The organism is Pseudomonas sp. B21-028, from assembly GCF_024749045.1.
Classification (GTDB): Bacteria; Pseudomonadota; Gammaproteobacteria; order Pseudomonadales; family Pseudomonadaceae; genus Aquipseudomonas.
The window spans coordinates 2947308-2969357 of the sequence record NZ_CP087184.1 but is presented as its reverse complement, the minus strand read 5'-3'; the positions used below and the strand labels follow the sequence as shown (position 1 = coordinate 2969357).

Here is a 22050-nt window from a genome sequence, read left to right as displayed (position 1 = left end):
ATGCTATTTGAGGAAGGCTCCTACTTGACGGGTATATACGAGTATCCCTTCACCATCGCTTTCCCTTCCTCGGCGTTCCGTATCCGGATCATTTCGACTGCATACTCCTGTGTATATTCAACAAAGTATTCTTTGCCCGGTTCGACCGGCAGGTTCAGAAATACGTTATTGGGGTGCGGACGTGGCCCAGCCGATACCTTATGCAGACCCGGACTCACCTGCACCCAGGAATAGGTCTTGTTATTGAGCCCCACAACCGCACTGTCATTGATGCTGAACACGCTGTCATAAAAGCTGCCTTGAAGGACCTGAGTCCGCATCATGTAAACCAACGCCTTGCCCTGTGGTAACGGCGGTGGTTCGAAATATGGCTGACTGGAACTGGTGTGAGCACAGCCGGCCAACAGCAGTATGAACAATAGGAGCGGTATAGTTTTTGATATTGAACTCATTTATTTTGCCCTAGCAACTGATTAATCACAGGCGTCATTTTCTGCTCGACCGAGGCTATCTTAGACGGATCAAAACCGCCCTCGCCCACCAGATGGTATTGCCCAAAACCTATCTGCTGATCGCCCTTGAAGAGCCGGACGCTAGCATCGGACAAGTATGGGGAAATGTCCCAAGAACGAATGGCGGTGTAAGTAAGGCGGTACTCACAACTACTTGGAACGGGCGCCGTGTAAAGCCGACTTTCGATGCCGTGCTGGTGCAGTAGTGTTTGCAAGCCATCCACGAAGTCATACGTCACCACTTTCGGGTTTTCTTCGATGCAAAGCTGCGAAATTTTGTATTGAGAAGCGACCGGCTCGACTGTGACATTGGTACAACCGGCTAATATCAATAGAAGACCTGTGGTGATGGCTCTGTGCAGCATGTTCTGTCCTTAGAATGGAATACGAAACGATATCAGAATAGTGGCACCATAGTAATTTTACACAAGCTCCCTAGTCAATGAGAAAGGGAAACCCATTAACCCTGACTTGGAACAGGCTAATGGGTGTCCTTCTTTTTCAACACCGGCGAGCAGAAAACGTGGCCTATCCCCATTACTCCCAAAGGATCAACAAGGGCTAGAGGAGACCGAGCAAACGTTACGCTCCGAGGCGATGCGACAGATGCGGGGCCTGGGATAGATTTTTGGGGATCCCTCAGGGTCTGTCCCGGTTTTTCTGCCGTTTTTCTGCCCCCGTTTTTCTGCCCTATTCAAACTGTCACATTTTACCTAGTCGAAAGGAGACACCCATTAACCTTGACCTGGAACCGGATAATGGGCCTCTTTTTTTTGCTCATCAAAACTACATATCAACGCCTAATCTATCAGCCACTTCTCTTAGCCGCAGAGAAATTTCAATAATTTCATCTTTATTGAAACCACAATACGTCGACAACGAACCATCTGGAACATTCTGTATTAGAGCCATCCCACACGATACAAAGTACCTAAGTTCCCTTGGTGTAATCTTCAGCTCAATAAAATCCAAATTATTTTTTAACCCACTCATTTTTGGGGACCTGAGATTTTAGATAGTTATCCCAACCGACGCCGCCTTTTTGATCAGGCCCAAATGCAGTTGCCTCGCCTCTCTGCCCTCGAATAACAATAGTCTTCGTAGAGCTATCGAGATAGTACATCGTCCCATCAACAGATTGGCGGCGCTCGATTGCTGGATTATAAACGATATTTTTAATAAAGCTCTGAAACTGGCTTTTTGTACTGATACCAAGATCAGAGAACTCCTGCCGTTCCACCACGTGTTTTTGGAAAGCATGTCCACTCGCGACCTCTTCAGCCAAAAGTTGAGCATTGAGTCGGCCCTGATTGACAGCGCTCTCAGCTCCGGAACTCCCCGGAGCTAGCAATAGATGGACATGATTCGTCATCAGGCAATAGGCGTAGACCTTCACGCCGAGTGCATCCTTTAGCTCCCGCAGATCCGCGAGATAGCGCTGATAATCCTCAGCCACCGCAAATACCACCTGGCGGTTATGGCCGCGCTGTACGACATGGTGCGGGTAATTCGGTAAAACAATACGGAGAATCTGGGAGGGCTCAGGGAGATGACGCTCCCCCTCGGCGCGGAAGCGCGCTCCAATGGGCCGCCCCTTTTTCCTTTATTGACCGCAATTCAACAACAGGCAAACTCCACCAGCTTTCACGACCAAGCTAATAGGCATCTTCGTAACACCATCATCAGTTGATATTTCTACCAATAAATTCTCACTCTCAAAATACTGCAACTCAGAAATAAGCTGCTTAATCGTCTTTCCCCGCCCAACCCAATCAGGATTCTTCTTATCGCTCATATCAATCTCCAATACGCTTTAAATTTATATCATAGGTTCCTGAGCGCATCTCCTTTCGACCAAGCGCCTTAACTGCATCTGCCATTTTCCAGGCGCCGCCATTGTGCCCATCAAGATCTCGGATTAAAAAATAAATCTGTCCCCTTTTTTCTAATTAACCTTCAGAGAAATACAAAAGTCCGGCCCAAGCTCAATCTTCAAATTTTCAACCAGTCGTTCCCCTTCCCTCTTGAATTCTTGCTCTAGTTCTCTGCTCTTGAACCCAGAATTCGGAGGATAATCAACATCTAGTGTTTCATCATACGTTGCAGCCCATGCCAATAGCCTTAACTGCAACTCCTCAGAAATAGGGAGTTCGCTAGGTGCCATATCCCCATACTCCTCCAGGGACATATTCCAAAGCGGATAACAGTGATAATCCGCCATCAACCTTATATTCTTCATTTAACGCTACCTCTTGGGTTCGCACCGACGACAAAGCCGTTGCTACCGACAGTCACCGCAATCCGCTGCGGCTTTCCATTAATATCTAACTCATAAACCGGTCGCCCATGGAAAAAGCGGAAAAAGGGGACAGATTTATTTTCCCGGCGCTGTCTTTGGGCGGCCCTGCCCTCGCTGCTCTACCCGCACTCCAACGATCCGCTCTACCTCATCGACGAAACGACTTGTACCCGTTAGCTGACCCCGCTGCAAAGCATCGCGGATCAATTGAATCTGATCAGCCGGAATCGCTTGGCGTACAAACGCCTCGTACCGATGACGTCGTTTCATCGCGGTATCACCCAAAGCAACGAAGCATGGATCAGCATCCAACCAGCAGCTATCAGGCTCATCACCCGTCCGGCTTCGATAGCTCGACCACGGATAGTCTGCGACATCAGCAACTATATGAGCACGTACAGGATTCAATTCAATGTAACGACAACAGGCAAGCAAGTAGGCATCCGACTGCACCACACTGGATTAGTAACGGCTTTCCCATAGGGTACCTGAACGCCCCTCCAATCGATTGCGATAGCGTGTCGCACGCGCCGCCAGGGCTTTCATTAACTGCCCTAGCCCAGTGATCGACTCCCCCGGAGCTAGCGATAGATGGAGATGATTCGTCATCAGGCAATAGGCGTAGACCTTCACGCCGAATGCATCCTTTAGCTCCCGCAGATCCGCGAGATAGCGCTGATAATCCTCAGCCACCGCAAATGCCACCTGACGGTTATGGCCGCGCTGTACGACATGGTGTGGGTAATTCGGTAAAACAATACGTCCCATTCTGGGCATATCTGAATCCTCCATCCGTGGAAGCTCTCAGAGTAGTAGAGGATTAAAAAACAAATCTGTCCCGAATGGCACTTACTTAACCTTCTTCGGATGTCCATTCTTCCTGACCTCGGCCCTTGCTGATCGACGTGTTTTCATCAGCATGGGGTAAGGCTTGGGTCTTCGTTTTATGGCTCGCGGCTCAATTCTGCCTGGACGCTTACCGACGCGCTTCTGGGCAATCAGCTCAAGCAGATTCAGCATCTTGTCCTCTTGCTCTTGAGCCCCGTACTGCCTCAACGCAAGGCACAGCTGAAGGCTATGCTTGAAGCTCAGTTCGCGAGGCAGGCAGTCGACTAACAGAGCTGATTGCGTCATGAGCATCCGTATCAGGTTGTGCGCCAACAAGTAAATCCATAACTCTTTGACGGCCATATCCGGCGTCTTGCAGCTCAGTGCTTCAAGCCCCAGCGTAGTCTTGAGGTTGCGCAGATCCAACTCCACATGCCATCGATCCTTGAACAGGGATTTGAGGGACGCTTTGGGCACTTGCTGCGGGCAACTCAAAGTGGTGACCAGGATTTTCCCTCCGGCCTTCAACTCACGTACCGTCAGCGTTTCAGGTGCCCTTTCGTAATAGGCCTGACTCATCCAGGACGGCTTTGCCTTTGGTTTTTTCAGTTCAACCAAATGATCTTCCGACCCCAAGGACTTCCCCAACTGAAAATCCGTGCTGCGCCGTCGAGCGCCGTATTGTTCGAACACCCCGTCCACGCCCCTACGGTGCAGTTCACACAACAAAAAGTAGGTAGCGTAGTAGGCATCGCCTAGGACAATGTCACCCCGTTCCAAGGTATCAAGCATGGTTCTGAGCAACGTTTGCTCATCGCCTCCTTTACCGCGAAAACGTCCCAACGAGGCATCCAGAACAGCACCGCTGGCGAGGCAAACGATCCCCACTAAACGGCAGATGGGAAAGCCCAGTCCTGCCTTCTGCCCACGAGATTGCGGGTAGGCCTCTTGGTTGGCCGGCGTATCCGGCAGGGTCACCGTAGTGCCATCCACGAGACGAACTGGTCGCCCCATCCAACGCCACGATGACGGACCCCGGTTGCTCATTGATGACCCGGTGGAACGCAACAAGGTTGAAACCATCTCCACCGGCAACCGCGCTCTGGCTCTGCAGTAGGCCCCCGTATGGACGCTGTTGGGTTTCAACCCTTCGCAGGAGCGTTTGATAGATAAATCATTCACGGCATTCTGGCAGGACCGATCGGCGCTCATTGCCTGGGACAAAAACATGGACAGCGTTTCGGTCGGGGGAAATAGCCGCTGGCGATGCTTGGGTATCGACGACTCGACACCCGCAATAACTCTGGATCGGAGAGCAGCTTGAAGAAAGCATGAACATTGCTGTTCATGGCGTGCTGGCGCATACGGTGCTGTTGATGTCGGACGATTTGGCGTCTACGATTCACTCGGGCTGTGTCCTTGCTTGATCGGTGTGTGTTCGCAACTATCACCGTAGACCAAGGCCAGCCTTTTTTTATTTTTTCGCAGTCGTATCAGCTAGTTAGCTGTTAAGTAAGTGCCATTCAAATCTGTCCCCTTTTTTCAGGTAGCGGCGTTGCCAGAGCTGGCCCGGCTGCTTTCGACCACACTCGAAGAGCTGTTTGGTCAGCAGCAGGAAACCACTGTGCGTAAGCGTGGGCCGGCTCCGAAATGGCAACAGCAACTGGAAGCCATCGACCAGCTACCTAAGAGCCAACAGAAATTCGTTGCGCATATGCTCGATGCCCTGATCGCTCAGGCTACGACCAAGGCGAACAGTGAAGGAAGGGAAATTTTGCAGTAAGCGGATAAAACAACACCGGCACGAGGCCGGTGTTGAGTGAAGGCTATGCAGAACAACTACTCATAAACTTTCGAAGCACACAATATCTTTGCAAAAGTACTCCAGCTAGGGCTAGTAACATCACTATCACCAGAGTTTTTTGCATACATATCTATTGACCGAATCCAGGCTTCCATTGCAGCTAGAAACCTCTCTAAGTCCGGATTTTCCCAGTCATCGGGATTAAGCACCAACCCCTCTCGAAACTCTCCAACAAAATCCGCAAGATCTTCTTTTGTCTGTATATCTCTAACTCGTTCAAAACTCATACAACCCTCACTTACAAACGCCTCGAACACAGATAATCGAACCATTATTGGGCGTAGTCATTTTCCATCCCTCCCTGGCAACCTCCGCTGGCGTAGCGGGAACAACTTTGATTGGAACGCCCGCCTCAGACGCTGCAAGCAATCGTCTATTATCCAAACTGTAAACCGCTCCGTCCTTCTCAAATACCCGGATAGGAGGCAAGTCATCTGGAGAGATTTTCCCTGACTTCAGCCCGTCAATTGTTGACTGAAGAGTTTGGCCATCTTTAAAGGTGTTCGAAACACTATCTTGCGTGAACCGGATATCCTTCGGGTTCGCATAACCAGTCAAGTTTTCTGGCAAAGCAGAGGGCAGCTTTTGTCCTACAGCTCCTACTTCTTTTGCACCGGCAGCCAAGCTTGCCTCACCTATCGCCTCCCTCGCAACTCCTCTTCCAAAAACAGATCCCAAGACCTTACCCACCCACGCCATAGGCAAAGGCACGAGCGCCCCAACTGCCAAGGCATCTTTCGCCGCCTTTGCGTCTCCTGCGCTGATCCAACGCTGCGTTTCTGGATCCTTCAGATCAATGGCGCCACCGCTTGCAACACACGAAGCGTCACCACAAGGTAGAAAGCGCGGATTGAACGCCTCTCCATCTACAAGAACAGGCGAGCGGAAGCCACCCTCAGCATCGAGCACACGCCCCGAGAGACGATCTCGAACCTCATCGCTGACATTGGGTACTTTGCTCCAGTCATAATCAGGGGCAGCAGGAAACGCCGCCCATGTGTAATTGCTGGTCGACGCTTGGATAAAAGCTATGAGATCCAGATCGGGCTTTGCTAACTGCTGGACAAATTGGCCGTTACCCAGGTCCACCCATTTTGCCGAAGAATCGTAAATGCCATCCTTGGTGGTAACTATGTCGCCTGCACGGATGTCAGTGCCCTCAACATTGGAAAGACGCAGCTGTTCTTCGATTTGTTCGACCGTGTATTTTCCACCACTGCGAGCCGCCAGTTGTTGGGCGAGTTCACGATCTTCTTTGTGCAACTGCCTGTTGTATTGCGAAGCATTTTTTGCGATCCACGCAGCTTTCTCCAATGTGCTCGCATCAACGTCTTTTTGCGTAGTGGCGGCCAAGATCCCAACAATCTGAGAACTCATCGTCAAGAGGTTCTCATTACCTTTAACCAGATTATCCAAGTCTGCTACCAGGGCCTCATTCGCTCCTGCCGCCAAGGCGCCTGTTTTGAAGTCCCCGCCAGTGGCTTTAGCCAGCAAGCCTCCCACCATGGCGTGTATAGCGATTTTTTGCAGAGAGCCGTCGTCAATTACTCCTTTTGTATAACCACCTACCGCATTGAAGCTAGCTGCCGCCAACGTGTTGAATAAGGCCGCTTTTAGCGCGTCACTTCCGCTCCCCCCCTGCCCGAGCGCCTTGCTCAGCAACGCAGATGTTTCGCCTTGCAGAATCTGATTTCCAGCGAACCGACCAACCCCATCCAGACTGCTCAGGTCAACGGTAACTTTCCCCGTAACCGGATTAGTCGTTGTTTTCAGCATGCCGTCAAAGACACCAGCTGTTAACCCAGCCGTCACCCCTGAAATGACATAACCTTTAAGCGCATCCGAAGACGTCACGTCCTGGAACACCGCCCCAAGATTTCCTCCATTGTTGATAAAACTAGTCGTCGCATTCGTCGCAGCACCTGTCGCCACCGCTGCAAGGCCTGCGGCTCCGATGGACCCCAGACTTGCAAAAGCACTCAGGGCAGCAGGCCCGACAACGGCCGCCATAACGATAGCAATGATCAATTGCGAAGCAGGCCCAAGCCCAGAGTTGCTGTACTTGAACGACTCATGAATCTCCTTCACTTGCCGCCAATCCACATCTCCTCGCGCTTCAGCCTCTTTCAGCCAGGCCAGTTTCGGATCCGCCTTGACCATCGCGTCGATGGATTGGCTGACCGTTTCCTTATTGACCTGCCGGATATCGATCTGCAGGCCATCTACGGCTTGGATCATGATCTTGCCGGCGGCGACTATTTGCGTCTGGCGCAAGGTTTCGTCGGTGTGGCCCTTTCCTTTCGATGATGTCCAGAAAGCATCGCCATTGCTTTTGGTATGGCTCTCGTCGTGGAGATCTTTCACACCCTCAAAAACAATCGCCCCACCGCTCTGCAACATCAGATCATTACCGCTCTCCAACTTGGCAGCCTGATAACGCTGGTCATCCCCACTCACCAGCGTCAGATCTCCACCCGTGGTGATCTGACTGCTCACGTTAGTGACCTTGGTGAGCTCATCATGTCGGGTCTGCTTTTTCCCAAAGCTGCCCTTTTTCTTCTTGTCATACAGCGAGTAATCACTGTCCTGCGCCGCCAGCACGTCGAGGTTCTCACCCGCCACCAGATACGCTTCGTCACCTGCACTGATGCGACTGGAGACAAGCGCCATGTCCTTTCCGGCGCTCAGGTCCACATCGCCGCCCGCCGTGACACCGGACATGACCTGGCTGACGTGATCTTCCTGGCGGGTCACTTTTTTGCTTTTCGACAAAGAATGCTCTTCATCCGCCGCCGAGCTGATGCCGAGGTTCTGGGTCGCGGCCATGGCGATGTCGCGCTTGGCATCGACCTGACTGGCGATGACATTGATGTCGCGCCCCGCCTGGGCTGAGAAGTCGCGTCCCGCGTCTAGGCTGGCGCTGAGTTGGGTGATGTCACTGCTGTTGTATCTACGGCCACGTGACTCACTGTTGGTGACCTGCGTGGACACGATGTTCACGTCCCGGTCGGCGTCCAGCTTCATGTCGAACCCGCTTTGCAGCACCCCTCCCACTACGTTGATGTCTCGCCCTGCTCCCAGCGTGAGGTTGTTCGCCGCCTCGATGCGCGCAGCGTTGTCCGCATAGTCGTGATGCTCCGTGCCGAAGCGGCTGCTGCCGTCGGACGACGTAAGGGTGCGCTCGACAAGCACGTCTCCGGTCAGCGCAGTCATGTTCACATCGCGACCGGCGATGATGCCGCCCGATTTGTTGACGATCTCGTTAACCGCCAATACGTCCAGGCGATTACCCGCCTGCACCAAACCGCTGTTGACCAGGTCTTTGCCTGCTGTCGCCGACAGGTTGTTGGAAGCGCGCAGGGTGCCGACGTTATCGAGGTTCTGACCGGCGATCAGCGTCACGTCCTTGCCTGCGATCAGCGCGCCGGTAGGCCCGAGGCGGCCTTCGGCCTGGGCCAGATACAGCACCGGCACCAGAACTTTTTCGCCATTCACTTCGTGTTCTTCGAGCCAGACGATGTCGTGGGTCAGCGCGGCGACTTGCTCTGAGGTCAGCGTTACCCCCACCGACAGACCGAGTTCCTGTTTACTGGCGATGGCGTTGTTCATCAGATACTTGAACAAACCTTCGTCGGTGGTCTGGCCGTCGATGAAGCGCTGGCCGGTGCGGGCGACGACCGCTTGCTGGATCAAGCGTTGTTCATAAAGGCCGTCACCCAGGCGCTTGGCGCTTTGATCCGGGTCGTAGCCGAGGTTTTGCAGCAGGTAATCCGAGCTCATGAACGACTTGAGCTCGGTGAGCACCGGGTTGGTTTCGATGAGGTATTTGTGGGCGTTGGAAGGTGCCGTGGTGTTCGGCAGGCCGGTAACGCGAGTGGCCGGCCCGTTGGCTGTTACCTGGGGAGCGGTTGGCGTGGGGTTGAGTGTATCTACCGTGCGAGTACTGCCGGAAGGTGCAACCGAGGTGTCGATAACCCGATCGCGTACGCCACCGTTGATCGCGGCAACCAAATGATCTTGTGCCGTGACGGCTCCGCCGCCGATGGTCCACGTCGGTGACGGGCCGACCGATGAGGAATCGCTTTTACCTATACCGCTCAAACGGAATAGACCGTTCTCTCCGGTTGGCAGAGAAAAACCAGGCAACGTCAGCGGATTGACCTGTTGTTGGGCGACGTCAGGTGGCAACTGGCTGTTGATGCGGACGACCGCAGTGGTGGTGCCGGCAACCTTTGTATCGACTACTTTATTGGTGCCACCCGAAGAGCCGTAGTCTTCATGGATAACACTGTTTTCAAGATCCTTGGCAGCGGTGATCGAAACGTTACCGCCGGCCTGGATTATGGCGTTGCGGCCGGTGGCCGTACCGATGGCACCGGTGTTGTCTACGGCGACTTCTACAACAGACTGCGGCGTGTACTGGGTCAGCTGACTCGGCAGTTCGAGCAGGTTATTGGGGTCATACAGGGATGGCATTGAGGTTTCGAAACCATAGCTCAGCCCTGACAGCCCCCTGCCATAGCGGCGCTTGCTGACATCCTCGCCGGTTGCAGTGTCTGTAAGTGAAACGGTGTCGTACGTCTCTCCGTCTCGACCACCCTCTCTGACATGAACCGACTTAGGGATGGCTTTGCGGATCGGATTTTCACTCCCGACAACTACGTAGTACACATTCGGAAAGTCAGGATTATTCCGCTGGTTGTATGGCATCACGACGTTGGAAAAGAACCGCCCAGTGCCACCATCGGTCAGTTCGAATACATATGACGTGGTGCGTTCGATCGTCCCGCTTTTTGCGCCGATATTTTTAAGGGTGTCCGCCGTGATATTGATGTTGCCGCCTGCGGCAACCGTGCTTTTGCTATTGAGGAAACTTCCACCCTGGAACGTGAAATCCTTGCCGACGTTGAGCACGGCAGAGGCGCTGGTGTCGCTGTCCGTGCTTTGAAAGGTTTCCCGCGCCATGATGTAGATGCTGTAGATATCCCCAACGCAGTCACCGCAGCTACCGGCGATCAGACCCGACACCAGCTTTCGGTCAGCCGACATCACCGCACCTTCGGTGCGATTCTCAAATGCGTCAGCGTTGATCGTGAACCCGCCACCACTCTCCATCGAGCCGGAAATGTTGTAGACACCCGCAGCCCTCGGCGCGCCGCCATAGCCTCCAATGACGACATTGCCCAGTCCGTAAAGATCGCCGCGCTGATTGGTGAGGTTACCTACACCCAGCGTCATGTCTGCGCCGCTGAATACCAACCCACGGTCATTAAGCAGCGAAGGGGTTTTCAGAACGAGGTTCCGGGCCGAACCCAAAGTTCCGGAGTTGATGAGGCTGCCGGCCTGGACGATCAGGTTTGCATTGGAGGTCAGACGCCCGGCATTGGTTAGCTGTCCGCCTACCTTGACGGTGGAGTCATCTCCACCGGCGATGCTGGAAGAGACTCTCAGGTTCAGTTGCGCCGCAGTCAGGTCGATACCCCCGAGACTCGACAGCCGCCCGCTACCCCCATAGCTGCCACCCAACGCTAGGCTGATTGAACCATCGCTGGCGATCAGACCATCGTTGCTCCAGTTACCTCCGCTGCCCACCAGGCTGGTGGAGGCTAGCAACTGCCCGGTGCTGGTCTGGGTGAGGTTGTTGACGTTGACGGTCAGCCGTCCCGCCTGGATCACACTGCTGTTGGTCCAGTTATCTGCGGTGAGAGTCAGGCCTCCACGGGTGACGAGGTTGCCGCCGGCGTTGTTGAGGTTCGCAGTAGAAATGTCAAAGAGCCCGGTGCCCACGTGCAGCAGGCTGCCATCGGTGTTGAGGAAGCTGGCAGCGCCAAGCGTCAGATCAGTGTTGGCGGTTTCCAGGGTACCGTTGCGGTTATCAAACAACCCACCAATCTGAAACTCGGTCTTGCCGCTAGTACCCAACGCCCGCAACTGCCCGGTCTGGTTATCCAGGCTTGCCGCCTTGATCGCCAGGGTGCTGTCACTCTCGATGATGCCCAGGCGGTTGTTCAACGCCCCGGTCAGATCCAGATCGATCTGACTACCCGCAATCTGCCCGTCGTTGTCGCCACTGTTGTCGAAATCGTTGGCGGTAACGCTGACCTTGCCCTTCGCGTAGAGCCCACCGTTGCGGTTGTCGAAGTTGCGGGTGGTGACGGTGGCGTCGCCGGTCTGGGCCGAAATGCGTCCGCCGTAGTTGTCGAGGCCGCCCAGGGCGATCAGGTTCAGGCGCTGGGCCTGGGTGATGCCGCCCTGGCGGTTGTTGTTCAGGTCGTAACCGTTCTTCAGCACGCCGCTCAGTTGGGTGGTGAGCAGACCTTGCAGGCTGGCGAGCACGCCGCCACGGTTGTCCAGGTTGCGGGCAACGACCATCAGGTCACCGGCCTTGGCCTGGAGGCGACCGCTCTGGTTGTCGATGTCGTTGGCGACGGTCAGGGTCATGGCGCCCTGGCTCTGCACGGTGCCTTTGCCGTTGGTGAGGCTGGCGGCGTCGATTTGCACGCTGCCGTTCTGGCTGTAGATCAGGCCATCAGCGTCGTTCTGCACGGTGCCGGTGCTGGTCAGGACGAGTTGATCATTGGCGGCCACGGTGCCGCGATCGCGGTTGTCCAGGCCAGCGGTGAGCAGGGTCAGCAGGCCCTGGCTGGCGATCTGGCCGCGCTGGTTGTCGATCTGCGTGGCGCGTTCGACCCGCAGCGGGCCGGCGCTGGCGATCTTGCCGTTGGTATTGGTCAGGGCGCCGAGCAGGTCGAGGGTCACGGCGGCGTTGCCGATCAGTTGGCCGCCAGTGTTGTCCAGGTCGGTGCCGGTGAAGCTCAGGGCATTTTGGGCGTTGACGGTGCCGCCGGCGTTGCCGAGGGTCATGGCGTTGATGACCAGGGCGGCGCCGCTGTCGATCAAGCCGCCTTGGGCGTTGTTCAGCAGACCGTCGGTGACGGTCAGGGTCTGGTCGCCGCCGCTGGAAAGAATGCCGCCACCGTTGTCCAGGCTGGCGGCGCTGACAGTCAGTTGTTTCTTGCCAACCAGCGCGCCGGCATTGCCGTTGAGCAGCGCCCCGCTGAGGGTGGCGCTGAGGTCTTCATCGCGGCTCGACAGGGTGCCGCTGTTGCGGTTGTCCAGGCTCGTGGCGGTCAGGCCCAGGCCCTTGAAGCCGGACAGCAGACCTCCCTGATTGATGACGTCGCGGGCGCCCACGGTCAGCACGCCGTTGCTGATGAGTTGGCCGGCGCTGTTGTCCAGGTCGCGGGCATTCAGGTCCAGGCTCTGGCTGCTGGAGATCTCGCCGTGCTGGTTGTTCAGGTCCCGCAGGTGCTTGAGGCTGAGAACACCGGCGGTGGTGATCAGGCCGGCGCTGTTGTTCAGGTCGCCGGTGGCGGCGCCGAAGTCGATGGCGATGGCGCTGCCCAGCAACGAGCCTTGCTGGTTGTTCAGGTCACTGGTGTGGAGGTTCAAGGCATCGGTGGCGCTGATCAGCCCGTTGCTCTGGTTAGTCAGTGAGCCGCTGAGGGCCAGGTCGAGGTTGGCGCGGCTGGTCAGGGTGCCGCCGCTGTTGTTCAGGCTCGCGGCTTCGACGTCCAGCGCAGCGGCGGCGATCAGGCCCTTGAGGTTGGTCAGGGCGTTATCGATGCGCAGGGTCAGGGCCTGGTTGCTCAGCAGTTTGCCGTTGTCGTTGTTCAGGCTTTGCGCGGCCAGGGTGAACGTCTGGGCGCTGGAGATTTCGCCGCCGTCGTTGTTGACGCCCTTGAGGTTCTTGAGCACCAGCAGCGGTGCGTTGATCAGGCCGCCCTGGTTGTTCAGTTGGCCCTGTTTGAGGTCCAGGGTCAGCGCCGTGTTGCTGAAGAGTTGGCCGCCCTGCTGGTCGAGGCCGGTGACGTTGGCGGTGAGTGCGCCGTTGCTGGCGATGCGGCCGCCGTCCTGGTTGGTCAGTTTTTGTGTGGTCAGGTCGAGGCTGGCGGCGCTGCTCAGGCGGCCGGACTGGCTGTTGTCGAACGCGCCGGTCTCGACCAGTACGCCTTGCTTGCCGCTGATGGTGCCGTTATTGCGGTTGTCGAGGCTGGCGCTTTTGACGGTGAGGCCGGCGTCGGTGAGGATCTCGCCGCCCTGGTTGAGCAAGGCATTGTCGAGCGTGAGGCCTAGGGCGCCGGCACTGGAGACGCTGCCTTGCGTGTTGTCGAGGCTGCCGGCCTTCGCGCTCAGGGTGCCTTCGCTGCTGATCAGTCCAGCGACGTTGGTCAAGGCGTTGTCGAGGCGAATATCCAGGCCTTGATCGGCGACGAGACTGCCGCCACTGTTGTCCAGGCTTTTCCCGACGACCGTGGTGGTGCCCGTGCTGAACAGGAGGCCCTTGGTCTGGTTGATGATTTCCGCGACTTTCAGCCCCAGGTCAGTGCCGGCCAGGACCTTGCCATTGTCGCTGTTGTCCAGGCGCTCGCCGTCGATGTCGATCCCCAGCGAACTGGAAATCTCCCCGCCGCGGTTGTCCACGGCGTCGACGTCGAGTGTCAGCGCGTTTGTCGCACCGACCAGGCCGCCATTGCGGTTATCCAGGCTCTGACCGCTGACGGTCAACAGGCCCTGGGCAACCAATTCGCCGCCCTGGTTGGTCAGTTGGGCGACGTTTGCGGTGAGGTCAGTTTGGCTGGAGATGCGCCCGCCGCTGTTATCGACGCCGGTGGTTTCCAGGTGCACCGGGCCAACCGCAGTGAGCAGGCCGCCGGTGTTATTCAGTTGCGTGCCATCCACCCGCAGTCCTGCCTGGCTGCTGAGCAGGCCTTGCTGGCTATTGTCCAGGACCCCCACAGTCAGTTGCATGTCTTGGGCGGACTGGATCTGGCCGGCATGGTTGTCCAGGCTGGCGGCCGTGACCGTCAGCTTGGCGCCAGAACCTAACACGCCATTCCGGTTGTTCAGGGCCCCGATCAAACCGATGTTCAGGGCCACGTCACCGCTGAGCAGACCGTCGCTGTTGTCGAGGGTGCTGCCGATGAGCTGGGTGGTCGCGGCGCTGGAGACTTCGCCGTCGTGGTTATTCAACTGCCCGACAGTGGCCGTCAGGTTGCCGTTGCTACTGACGACGCCCTGGGTGTTGAGCAGTGTGTCGGCGGTGACGGTCAGCGTTTTGTTGCTCAGTACCCGGCCGTTGTTCTGGTTATCGAGGGTCCCGGCTTTTACCACCGAGGCCTGCCCAGCACTCAGCGTTCCGCCCTGGTTGTTCAGGGTCTGCGCCACGTTGGCCGTCAGGTTGCGGCTGGCGACCACGCTCTTGCCACTGTTGTTGAGATGCTGCGCGGTGAGGCTCACATCCCCCTTGGCGTTACGGGTGGAATCGGCATTGACCCCAGCTTCGATGACGCCGTTGTTGGTCAACTGCCCGCCGCTGCTCAAGCTGATCTGGTCACGGGCGGCAATGCTCTGCTGCACGTCCAGCGCGCCGCTGGTTTGCACGTTGACGCTGGCACCGTAGACCGCGCCTTGCACATTGGCGCTGGCGGCCTTGGCGGTGACCGCGCCGGTGGCCGAGGTGTCGACCATGCTCAGATGGCCGTTGGCGTCGAGCTGGATATCGCCACCGCTGGCGATCAGCTTGCCGTCCAGCTTCACCCCGACACCGGCCTCGGTGCCCACCAGTCTGATGGCGCCTGCGTACATGCCGCCCAGGGCCGAAGAGTCGATGGCCAGTTGCGGTTTGACGCTACCATCGTCGGCGCGGGCGGTGGCGTTGAGGTTGGTGACGTCGACGTCGTTGCGGCCGGCGATGATGGTCAGGTTTTTCGCCTGGATCTCGGCGTTGATCTTGGCGCTGCGGGTGATGATTTCGAAGCGGTCGACGTTGGTGGCATTGAGGCCCGCGCCTTCGACCGTGACGTTGCCCTGGTCGACCTGATAGCGGCTCACCTGGCCGTTTTCCACAATGGGTTTGCCGGTGGTCAAAGTTGCCCGGGGGGTGTTGATGAAGCCACAGCCGTTACAGGTGATGCCATAGGGGTTGGCGACAATGACGTGGGCCGACTGCCCCGCCACTTCGGTGTAGCCGCGCAACTGGCTAGGGCTGCCGCCGTTGACTTCGTTGAGGATGGTGGTGGCGGCCGCGCCGTTGAGGTTCGGGTTGCCAAGGATGATCCCGCCCAGTTGGGTGGACTGAGTACGACCGGTGGCATTGTTGAGGATCACGCCGTTGCTGCCGACGTTGTAGTCCTTGAACCGGTTGTGGGACAGACCATTGCCGTTGGGCTTGGCGATGTTGACGATGGGCACGCCGTTGCCCGCCTGGCCGAGGCTGGTGCCCGGCGCACTGACGACGATGCCACCAGCCTGGGCCCACATCGGTTGCCAGAACATGACGTTGGCCAGCAAAAACGCCAGGCCGCGCTTGGGCATGCCGCAGAACCGTTCGCGGTTTTGCAGGGCAGCGGAAGGTTGGCGGGCCAGCAAGGCGTATTGGCGGTCGTCCATGATCAGGTCTCGTTACGAGGGGCGCAGAAGTGCCATCAAAATAGTGGCGCGATGGTAGATAGCCATCATTTTGGCGTCAACTTTTGATTTATCGGAAGGGAGAGGTTTCGTCGGAAAACCAGGGGGTGTGGGGAAGACCGCCTTCGCGAGCAGGCTCGCTCCCACAGGGATTCAGGGTGTATGCGATGTATGCGAACAGCTCGGAAATTGAGGGAGCGAGCCTGCTCGCGATGACGGCAACACATTCAATATCGATGCAAGCTGACCCACCGCTATCGCGAGCAGGCTCGGCTCCCACAAGTGGTTGGCATCAACACATAATCAATCCGCCACAAAGCCCTCTGCAAACGTCTCCCGCAGCCAGGCCGTAAACACACTCACCGCCCGTGGCACATGGGCGGAGTAAGGGCGAATGGCAAACAAGTGGGAAGCGAACGCCCCGGTCGACTCCCAGTCGGGCATCACCTCGACGAGCGAGCCGTCACGCAGCGCGGCTTGCGCGCTGAAGTCCGGCAGCAAGGTGATGCCTAATCCGCAAAGTGCCGCCTCACGCAACGCTTCGCTGTTGTTGGCGGAAAATACGCCGACGATCGGCACCGTCGTACGAGGATGATCAGGCGCCGCGTTCCTTGGTACGAAATGCCAGACCGGCTGACCCTGGCGCAGATAGTAAAGACAATCCTGATCCGCAAGCATGTGGGGCTCCGTAGGAGTTCCGCGACGCTCCAAATACTCGCGACTGGCAACCAGGAGCGTGCGTGTGCGGCAAAGCGGCAAGGCAACATGGGTGTCCGGTGGAGTCTGTGTATGGCGAATAGCGAGGTCGAATCCTTCCGTCGCCAGGGCGCTGATGTTGTTCAACATGGACAGCTCAACGCGGACCTCCGGATAGGCCTGAAAGAAGGTCGTCAGCCTGGGAACCAATTGCTGCCGGGCCAATGCGACAGGGGCCGTGATCCGAAGCAATCCCCGAGGCGTTTGTGCAAGGTCCTGAACACTGGCAAAACTATGGGCGATTGCACCGAATGCCGTGCGGGTTTCCTCGACCAAGCCACGGCCGGCATCCGTGAGGCGCACGCTGCGCGTGGTTCGCTGCACCAGGGCTATCCCTGCCTGCCGCTCCAGCTCGGCGATGTGCTGACTCATCGCCGCCTTGCTGACCCCAAGACGGCGTGCCGCCGCGGTAAAGCTGCCCTGCTCCGACAACACGGTGAGCCAATGGAGCTGGTTCCAGGGAATGTCGAGGGGTGACTTTTTCATAGGGTGATTGTTTGCCGTTGTGAACAATGAGTTCAATCTTAGACGGCTAGGCGATCCAGCGCACCCTTCCTACACTCCCGAAGGTTCCTACTACCTCAACGGAGAGATTGCATGACTGGCCCTGTTTCCCCAATCGATCACTACATCCATGGACGCCACGTTCCGAATACCTCCGGGCGCTCGCAGGACGTATTCAATCCTGCCACCGGCAAGGTCACCGGCCGTGCGGGCCTGGCCGGTGTCGATCAGGTCAACGCCGCCGTGCAATCGGCCGCCGAGGCATTTCCCAAGTGGGCCGACACGCCGCCAATACGCCGCGCCCGCGTCATGTTCAAGTTTCTTGAGTTGCTGAACCAACACCGCGACGAGCTCGCCCGGTTGATCACGGCGGAGCACGGCAAAGTCTTCACCGATGCCCAGGGCGAAGTCTCCCGGGGTATCGACATCGTGGAATTCGCCTGCGGCATGCCCCAGCTGTTGAAAGGCGATTTCACCGAGCAAGTGTCGACCGGCATGGACAACTGGACCCTTCGCCAGCCGCTGGGCGTAGTGGCCGGCATCACACCGTTCAACTTCCCGGTGATGGTGCCCATGTGGATGTTCCCGGTCGCCATCGCGGCGGGCAACACCTTCGTCCTCAAGCCCAGCCCGACCGATCCGTCACCGCCGCTGTTCATTGCCGAGCTGTTCAAGGAAGCCGGTTTGCCGGATGGCGTATTCAACGTCGTGCAGGGCGACAAGGCAGCGGTCGATGCGCTGCTCGATCACCCTGACGTCAAGGCCGTGAGCTTTGTCGGCTCGACACCGATCGCCAACTACATCTACGAAACCGGTGCCCGCCAGGGCAAGCGCGTGCAGGCGCTGGGCGGCGCTAAAAACCATATGGTGGTGATGCCTGACGCCGACATCGACCAGGTGGTCGACGCGCTGATCGGCGCGGCCTTCGGCTCTGCCGGCGAACGTTGCATGGCGATCTCGGTGGCGGTGTTCGTCGGGGATGTCGCCGACAAAGTCATGCCGAAACTGGTGGAACGCACCCGGGCGCTGAAGATCCTCAATGGCATGGACCTGACGGCCGAAATGGGCCCGATCGTGTCGAAAGCGGCGCACCAACGCATCACCGGCTGCATCGAACAGGGCATCGCCGAAGGCGCAGAAATGCTGGTGGACGGTCGCGACTTCCGAGGGCACGAGGCCGGCGACGGTTGCGAGGACGGCTTCTGGCTGGGCGGCACGCTCTTCGACCACGTCACGCCACAAATGAGCATCTACAAGGAGGAGATCTTCGGTCCCGTATTGGGTTGCCTGCGGGTCAACGACTTGAAGGAAGCCGTCGACCTGATCAACGCACACGAATTCGGCAACGGCGTCGCCTGCTTCACCCGTGACGGCAACGTCGCCCGGGAGTTCAGCCGACGCATCCAGGTCGGGATGGTGGGTATCAACGTTCCGATCCCGGTGCCCATGGCGTGGCACGGTTTCGGCGGCTGGAAGCGCAGCCTGTTCGGCGACATGCACGCCTATGGCGAAGAAGGCGTGCGCTTCTACACCAAGCAGAAATCGATCATGCAGCGCTGGCCCGAAAGCATCGACAAGGGTGCCGAGTTCGTGATGCCGACGGCGAAGTAACGAGTCCGCCATGATCGTGAGCCCCGGCGCAACTACTTCGGTAGTGGGCGCCGGGATTCGCCTGCATCCGGCTGCCATGTCCACTAGATCCTCACCATCCATTCCCCGTGCAAATCTGCTTCCCCGTGCAATACCTCGATCACCCAGTCAATAAACACCCGCACCCGTGGCGACAGCTGTCGGTGGGGTGGGTACACGGCTGAAATCGGCCACAGCGGCAGCGGATATTCGCTCAGGACCTGCACCAGGCGTCCCTCGGCCAACTGCCGCTCAACGTGATAGCGCGGCACCTGGATCAGACCGAAGCCTGCCTCGCAGGCGCTGACGTAGGCATCGGCATTGTTGACGGTCAGTTCACCCGGCATCTGCAGCTCACGCACCTGCCCCGCCACCTCGAATTCGAAAGGAAAATATCGCCCATTGCCGGAGGCGAAGCTGATGGCGCGATGCGTCGCCAGATCCTCCAGTTGCCGAGGCGTGCCCGAGCGAGCCAGGTAGTCGGGGCTGGCGCAGGTCAGCTGATGCAATCGCACGATGGGCCGTGCCACCAACGCCTGGTCGGTGATGTTACCGGCGCGGATCGCACAATCCACGCCTTCGCGCTGCAGATGCACTTGCCGGTCGTGAAAGCCGATGTCCAGTTGCAACGCCGGGTAGCGCCGGTAGAAATCCGCCAGCCGCGGCAGGATCCAACTGCATCCGAAAGCGATGGGCATGTCCACCCGCAAAGTGCCGCGAGGCTGGCTCCGCTGGGCCGACAGTGACCCCTCGAGATCATCCAGATCGTCCAGCAGTTGGCCGCAGCGCTGGTAATAGGCTTCACCATCGAGCGTAGCGCGCACCTGCCGTGTGGTGCGCTGCAGCAGTTGCACGCCCAGGTGCGCTTCGAGCTGCTGAATCAGCAGGCTGACGGTGGCTCGGGGCAATTCCAAGTCGTCGGCGGCCTTGCCGAAGCCGCCCAGCTCGACAATGCGCCGGAACACCTGCATGGCCTGTAAGCGGTCCAATGGCTTACCTCACTATTCAGAAATCACGAATAGTTAAACCAATATTCACGGATTTATCCATGCAATCGTTTACCGGAAACTGAGCGTGTCACTCATCTGCAGGAGCAGCATCATGAAAACCCGCCAACTGGGTCACCAAGGCCCTCACGTTTCCGCCATCGGCCTGGGCTGCATGGGCATGTCGGATTTCTACACCACCGGCGTCGACGAACAGGAGTCGATAGCCACGCTGCATCGGGCGCTGGAGCTGGGGGTGACGATGTTCGACACCGCCGACATGTACGGCCCTCACACCAATGAAGAACTCCTCGGCCGGGCCTTGAAAGGCAAGCGCGACAGCCTCTACCTGGCGACCAAGTTCGGCCTGGTGCGCAGCAGCGATCCCCATGCCCGAGGCGTCAATGGCCGGCCCGAATACGTCAGGCAATCCGTCGACGGCAGCCTCAAGCGCTTGGGTACCGATTACATCGATCTCTACTACCAACACCGCATCGACCCCCAGGTGCCCATTGAAGAAACCATCGGGACCATGGCCGAACTGGTCAAGGCCGGCAAGGTCCGTCAGATTGGTATTTCCGAGGCCAGCGCCGAAACCATCCGACGGGCGCACGCGGTGCATCCACTGGCAGCGGTGCAAAGCGAATACTCGTTGTGGTCCCGCGAGCCCGAACACAATGAGGTGCTCGATACCTGCCGGCGCCTGGGCATCGCATTTGTCGCCTACAGCCCGCTGGGCCGGGGGTTTCTGACTGGCGAGTTGAAGACACCGGAAGACTTCGCCGCCGATGACTATCGCCGCTTCAACCCGCGCTTCCAGGCAGACAACTTCAACCGCAACCTGCTGCTGGTGGACAGGGTCAAGGCACTGGCCGCGAGCAAACACATCAGTGCTTCACAACTGGCCCTGGCATGGGTGCTGGCCCAGGGTGACCACATCATCCCGATTCCGGGGACCAAACAGCGCAAATACCTGGAGAGTAATGTGGCGGCTGTCGAGGTGGTCTTGAGTGCCGATGAACTGGCCCGGCTGGATGAGATTTTCGGCGCCAACGAGGCGGTGGCGGGCGAGCGATACGATGCCCGGACGATGACGTTGCTGAATGGCTAAGTGAGTGGAACGGCTGGCGTCACCGTTGGCTGAGCCACCGCTATCGCGAGCAGGCTCGCTCCCACACTGGGCTTGGGTGTACACGGCATTTGCATACACCACCAGCCCCTGTGGGAGCCGGGCTTGCCCGCGATGGCGGCGGCACATTCAACATCTGTATGACGGCCACTCCGCTTTCGCGAGCAAGCCCGCTCCCACACTGGACTTGGGTGTACACGGCATTTGCATACACCACCAGACCCTGTGGGAGCCGGGCTTGCCCGCGATGGCGGCGGCACATTCAACATCTGTATGACGGCCACTCCGCTATCGCGAGCAGGCTCGCTCCCACACTGGACTTGGGTGTACACGGCATTTGTGCACGCCACCTGACTCTCTGTGGGAGCCGGGCTTGCCCGCGATGGCGGCGGCACATTCAACATCTGTATGACGGCCACTCCGCTTTCGCGAGCAAGCCCGCTCCCACACTGGACTTGGGTGTACGCAGCATTTGCATACACCACCAGACCCTGTGGGAGCCGGGCTTGCCCGCGTTGGCGGCGGCACATTCAACATCTGTATGACGGCCACTCCGCTATCGCGAGCAAGCCCGCTCCCACACTGGGCTTGGATGTACACGGCATTTGCATACACCACCAGACCCTGTGGGAGCCGGGCTTGCCCGCGATGGCGGCGGCACATTCAACATCTGTATGACGGCCACTCCGCTATCGCGAGCAGGCTCGCTCCCACACTGGACTTGGGTGTACACGGCATTTGCATACACCACCAGACCCTGTGGGAGCCGGGCTTGCCCGCGATGGCGGCGGTACATTCAACATCACCGCAAGCTGACCCGACGCTATCGCGAGCAGGCTCGCTCCCACAGGTCCTTGGCGCAGGCAAATTCTGCATTCACCAGCAACCACTGTGGGAGCGAGCCCTGCCCGCGATGGCGGCGGCACATGTGGCGAAAAAATCACTTTGCCATCAAATCGCCTTGCAAAAAGACGATGCCCGTCTAGATTCAAAACTGTCTTCACCAGCGCAGCCCAACGCACTTGGGTGAGTCCCTCAAGCGAGAGTCTCTATCGACCTGAAAACCACCAGAC

Annotated in this window: 12 protein-coding genes and 3 pseudogenes; 3 read left to right on the top strand and 12 right to left on the bottom strand. The window is 58.0% G+C overall.

What is annotated here, in order from left to right; all coding sequences use genetic code 11:
- Positions 1 to 20: 20 nt before the first annotated feature.
- The 8 genes and pseudogenes from LOY35_RS13030 to LOY35_RS12995 all read right to left on the bottom strand — a co-directional run bounded on the left by LOY35_RS13030 (position 21) and on the right by LOY35_RS12995 (position 5045).
- Complete coding sequence (locus LOY35_RS13030) at positions 21 to 452, bottom strand: DUF2846 domain-containing protein (RefSeq protein ID WP_258633033.1); 432 nt, start codon at positions 450 to 452, stop codon at positions 21 to 23.
- Complete coding sequence (locus LOY35_RS13025) at positions 449 to 877, bottom strand: Sbal_3080 family lipoprotein (RefSeq protein ID WP_258633031.1); 429 nt, start codon at positions 875 to 877, stop codon at positions 449 to 451. Before LOY35_RS13025 ends, LOY35_RS13030 begins: the two co-directional genes overlap by 4 nt.
- Before the next feature lie 965 nt (positions 878 to 1842).
- Positions 1843 to 2043, bottom strand: a pseudogene (locus LOY35_RS13020) (transposase); the annotation flags it as partial.
- Between the two features lie 72 nt (positions 2044 to 2115).
- On the bottom strand, positions 2116 to 2307 hold the full coding sequence (locus LOY35_RS13015) for a hypothetical protein (RefSeq protein ID WP_258633029.1): 192 nt from the start codon (positions 2305 to 2307) through the stop codon (positions 2116 to 2118).
- Position 2308: 1 nt separating this feature from the next.
- Complete coding sequence (locus tag LOY35_RS13010) at positions 2309 to 2431, bottom strand: toxin C-terminal domain-containing protein (protein ID WP_408981254.1); 123 nt, start codon at positions 2429 to 2431, stop codon at positions 2309 to 2311.
- Between the two features lie 26 nt (positions 2432 to 2457).
- Positions 2458 to 2751, bottom strand: coding sequence for a hypothetical protein (locus LOY35_RS13005; protein WP_258633028.1), 294 nt, complete (start codon positions 2749 to 2751; stop codon positions 2458 to 2460).
- Between the two features lie 135 nt (positions 2752 to 2886).
- Positions 2887 to 3588 (bottom strand): annotated as a pseudogene (locus LOY35_RS13000) (transposase).
- Between the two features lie 72 nt (positions 3589 to 3660).
- Positions 3661 to 5045: pseudogene (locus LOY35_RS12995) on the bottom strand (IS4 family transposase).
- A 149-nt stretch (positions 5046 to 5194) separates the two neighbouring features.
- Between LOY35_RS12995 and LOY35_RS12990 the strand changes: the two are divergent.
- On the top strand, positions 5195 to 5422 hold the full coding sequence (locus LOY35_RS12990) for a hypothetical protein (RefSeq protein ID WP_258633026.1): 228 nt from the start codon (positions 5195 to 5197) through the stop codon (positions 5420 to 5422).
- A 56-nt stretch (positions 5423 to 5478) separates the two neighbouring features.
- On the opposite strand, the gene LOY35_RS12985 is transcribed toward LOY35_RS12990, so the two are convergent.
- From LOY35_RS12985 to LOY35_RS12975, 3 genes are all read right to left on the bottom strand, one after another.
- Complete coding sequence (locus tag LOY35_RS12985) at positions 5479 to 5730, bottom strand: hypothetical protein (RefSeq protein WP_096480655.1); 252 nt, start codon at positions 5728 to 5730, stop codon at positions 5479 to 5481.
- Positions 5731 to 5737: 7 nt separating this feature from the next.
- Positions 5738 to 15955: a filamentous hemagglutinin N-terminal domain-containing protein gene (locus LOY35_RS12980; protein ID WP_258633023.1), complete on the bottom strand. Its 10218-nt coding sequence runs from the start codon at positions 15953 to 15955 to the stop codon at positions 5738 to 5740.
- A gap of 321 nt (positions 15956 to 16276) precedes the next feature.
- Positions 16277 to 17215, bottom strand: a complete 939-nt coding sequence (locus tag LOY35_RS12975; RefSeq protein WP_258633021.1) for a LysR family transcriptional regulator — start codon at positions 17213 to 17215, stop codon at positions 16277 to 16279.
- Between the two features lie 111 nt (positions 17216 to 17326).
- Between LOY35_RS12975 and LOY35_RS12970 the strand changes: the two genes are divergently transcribed.
- Positions 17327 to 18844 carry a CoA-acylating methylmalonate-semialdehyde dehydrogenase gene (locus LOY35_RS12970; RefSeq protein WP_258633020.1) on the top strand — a complete coding sequence of 506 codons (1518 nt, stop codon included), beginning with the start codon at positions 17327 to 17329 and terminating at the stop codon, positions 18842 to 18844.
- Between the two features lie 83 nt (positions 18845 to 18927).
- On the opposite strand, the gene LOY35_RS12965 is transcribed toward LOY35_RS12970, so the two are convergent.
- Entirely contained in the window at positions 18928 to 19851 is a 924-nt protein-coding gene (locus tag LOY35_RS12965; protein WP_258633018.1) for a LysR family transcriptional regulator, read from the bottom strand.
- A gap of 112 nt (positions 19852 to 19963) precedes the next feature.
- On the opposite strand from LOY35_RS12965, the gene LOY35_RS12960 reads away from it, so the two are divergent.
- Positions 19964 to 20959 carry an aldo/keto reductase gene (locus LOY35_RS12960; protein WP_258633016.1) on the top strand — a complete coding sequence of 332 codons (996 nt, stop codon included), beginning with the start codon at positions 19964 to 19966 and terminating at the stop codon, positions 20957 to 20959.
- Positions 20960 to 22050: the final 1091 nt, after the last annotated feature.

Excerpts from the sequence above, each read along its gene's own strand:
- LOY35_RS12975 (WP_258633021.1), bottom strand. The coding sequence starts at position 17,215 with ATGAAAAAGTCACCCCTCGACATTCCCTGGAACCAGCTCCATTGGCTC.
- LOY35_RS13030 (WP_258633033.1), bottom strand. The coding sequence starts at position 452 with ATGAGTTCAATATCAAAAACTATACCGCTCCTATTGTTCATACTGCTG.
- LOY35_RS12960 (WP_258633016.1), top strand. The coding sequence starts at position 19,964 with ATGAAAACCCGCCAACTGGGTCACCAAGGCCCTCACGTTTCCGCCATC.
- LOY35_RS13015 (WP_258633029.1), bottom strand. The coding sequence starts at position 2,307 with ATGAGCGATAAGAAGAATCCTGATTGGGTTGGGCGGGGAAAGACGATT.
- LOY35_RS12980 (WP_258633023.1), bottom strand. The coding sequence starts at position 15,955 with ATGGACGACCGCCAATACGCCTTGCTGGCCCGCCAACCTTCCGCTGCC.
- LOY35_RS12970 (WP_258633020.1), top strand. The coding sequence starts at position 17,327 with ATGACTGGCCCTGTTTCCCCAATCGATCACTACATCCATGGACGCCAC.
- LOY35_RS12985 (WP_096480655.1), bottom strand. The coding sequence starts at position 5,730 with ATGAGTTTTGAACGAGTTAGAGATATACAGACAAAAGAAGATCTTGCG.
- LOY35_RS13025 (WP_258633031.1), bottom strand. The coding sequence starts at position 877 with ATGCTGCACAGAGCCATCACCACAGGTCTTCTATTGATATTAGCCGGT.
- LOY35_RS13005 (WP_258633028.1), bottom strand. The coding sequence starts at position 2,751 with ATGAAGAATATAAGGTTGATGGCGGATTATCACTGTTATCCGCTTTGG.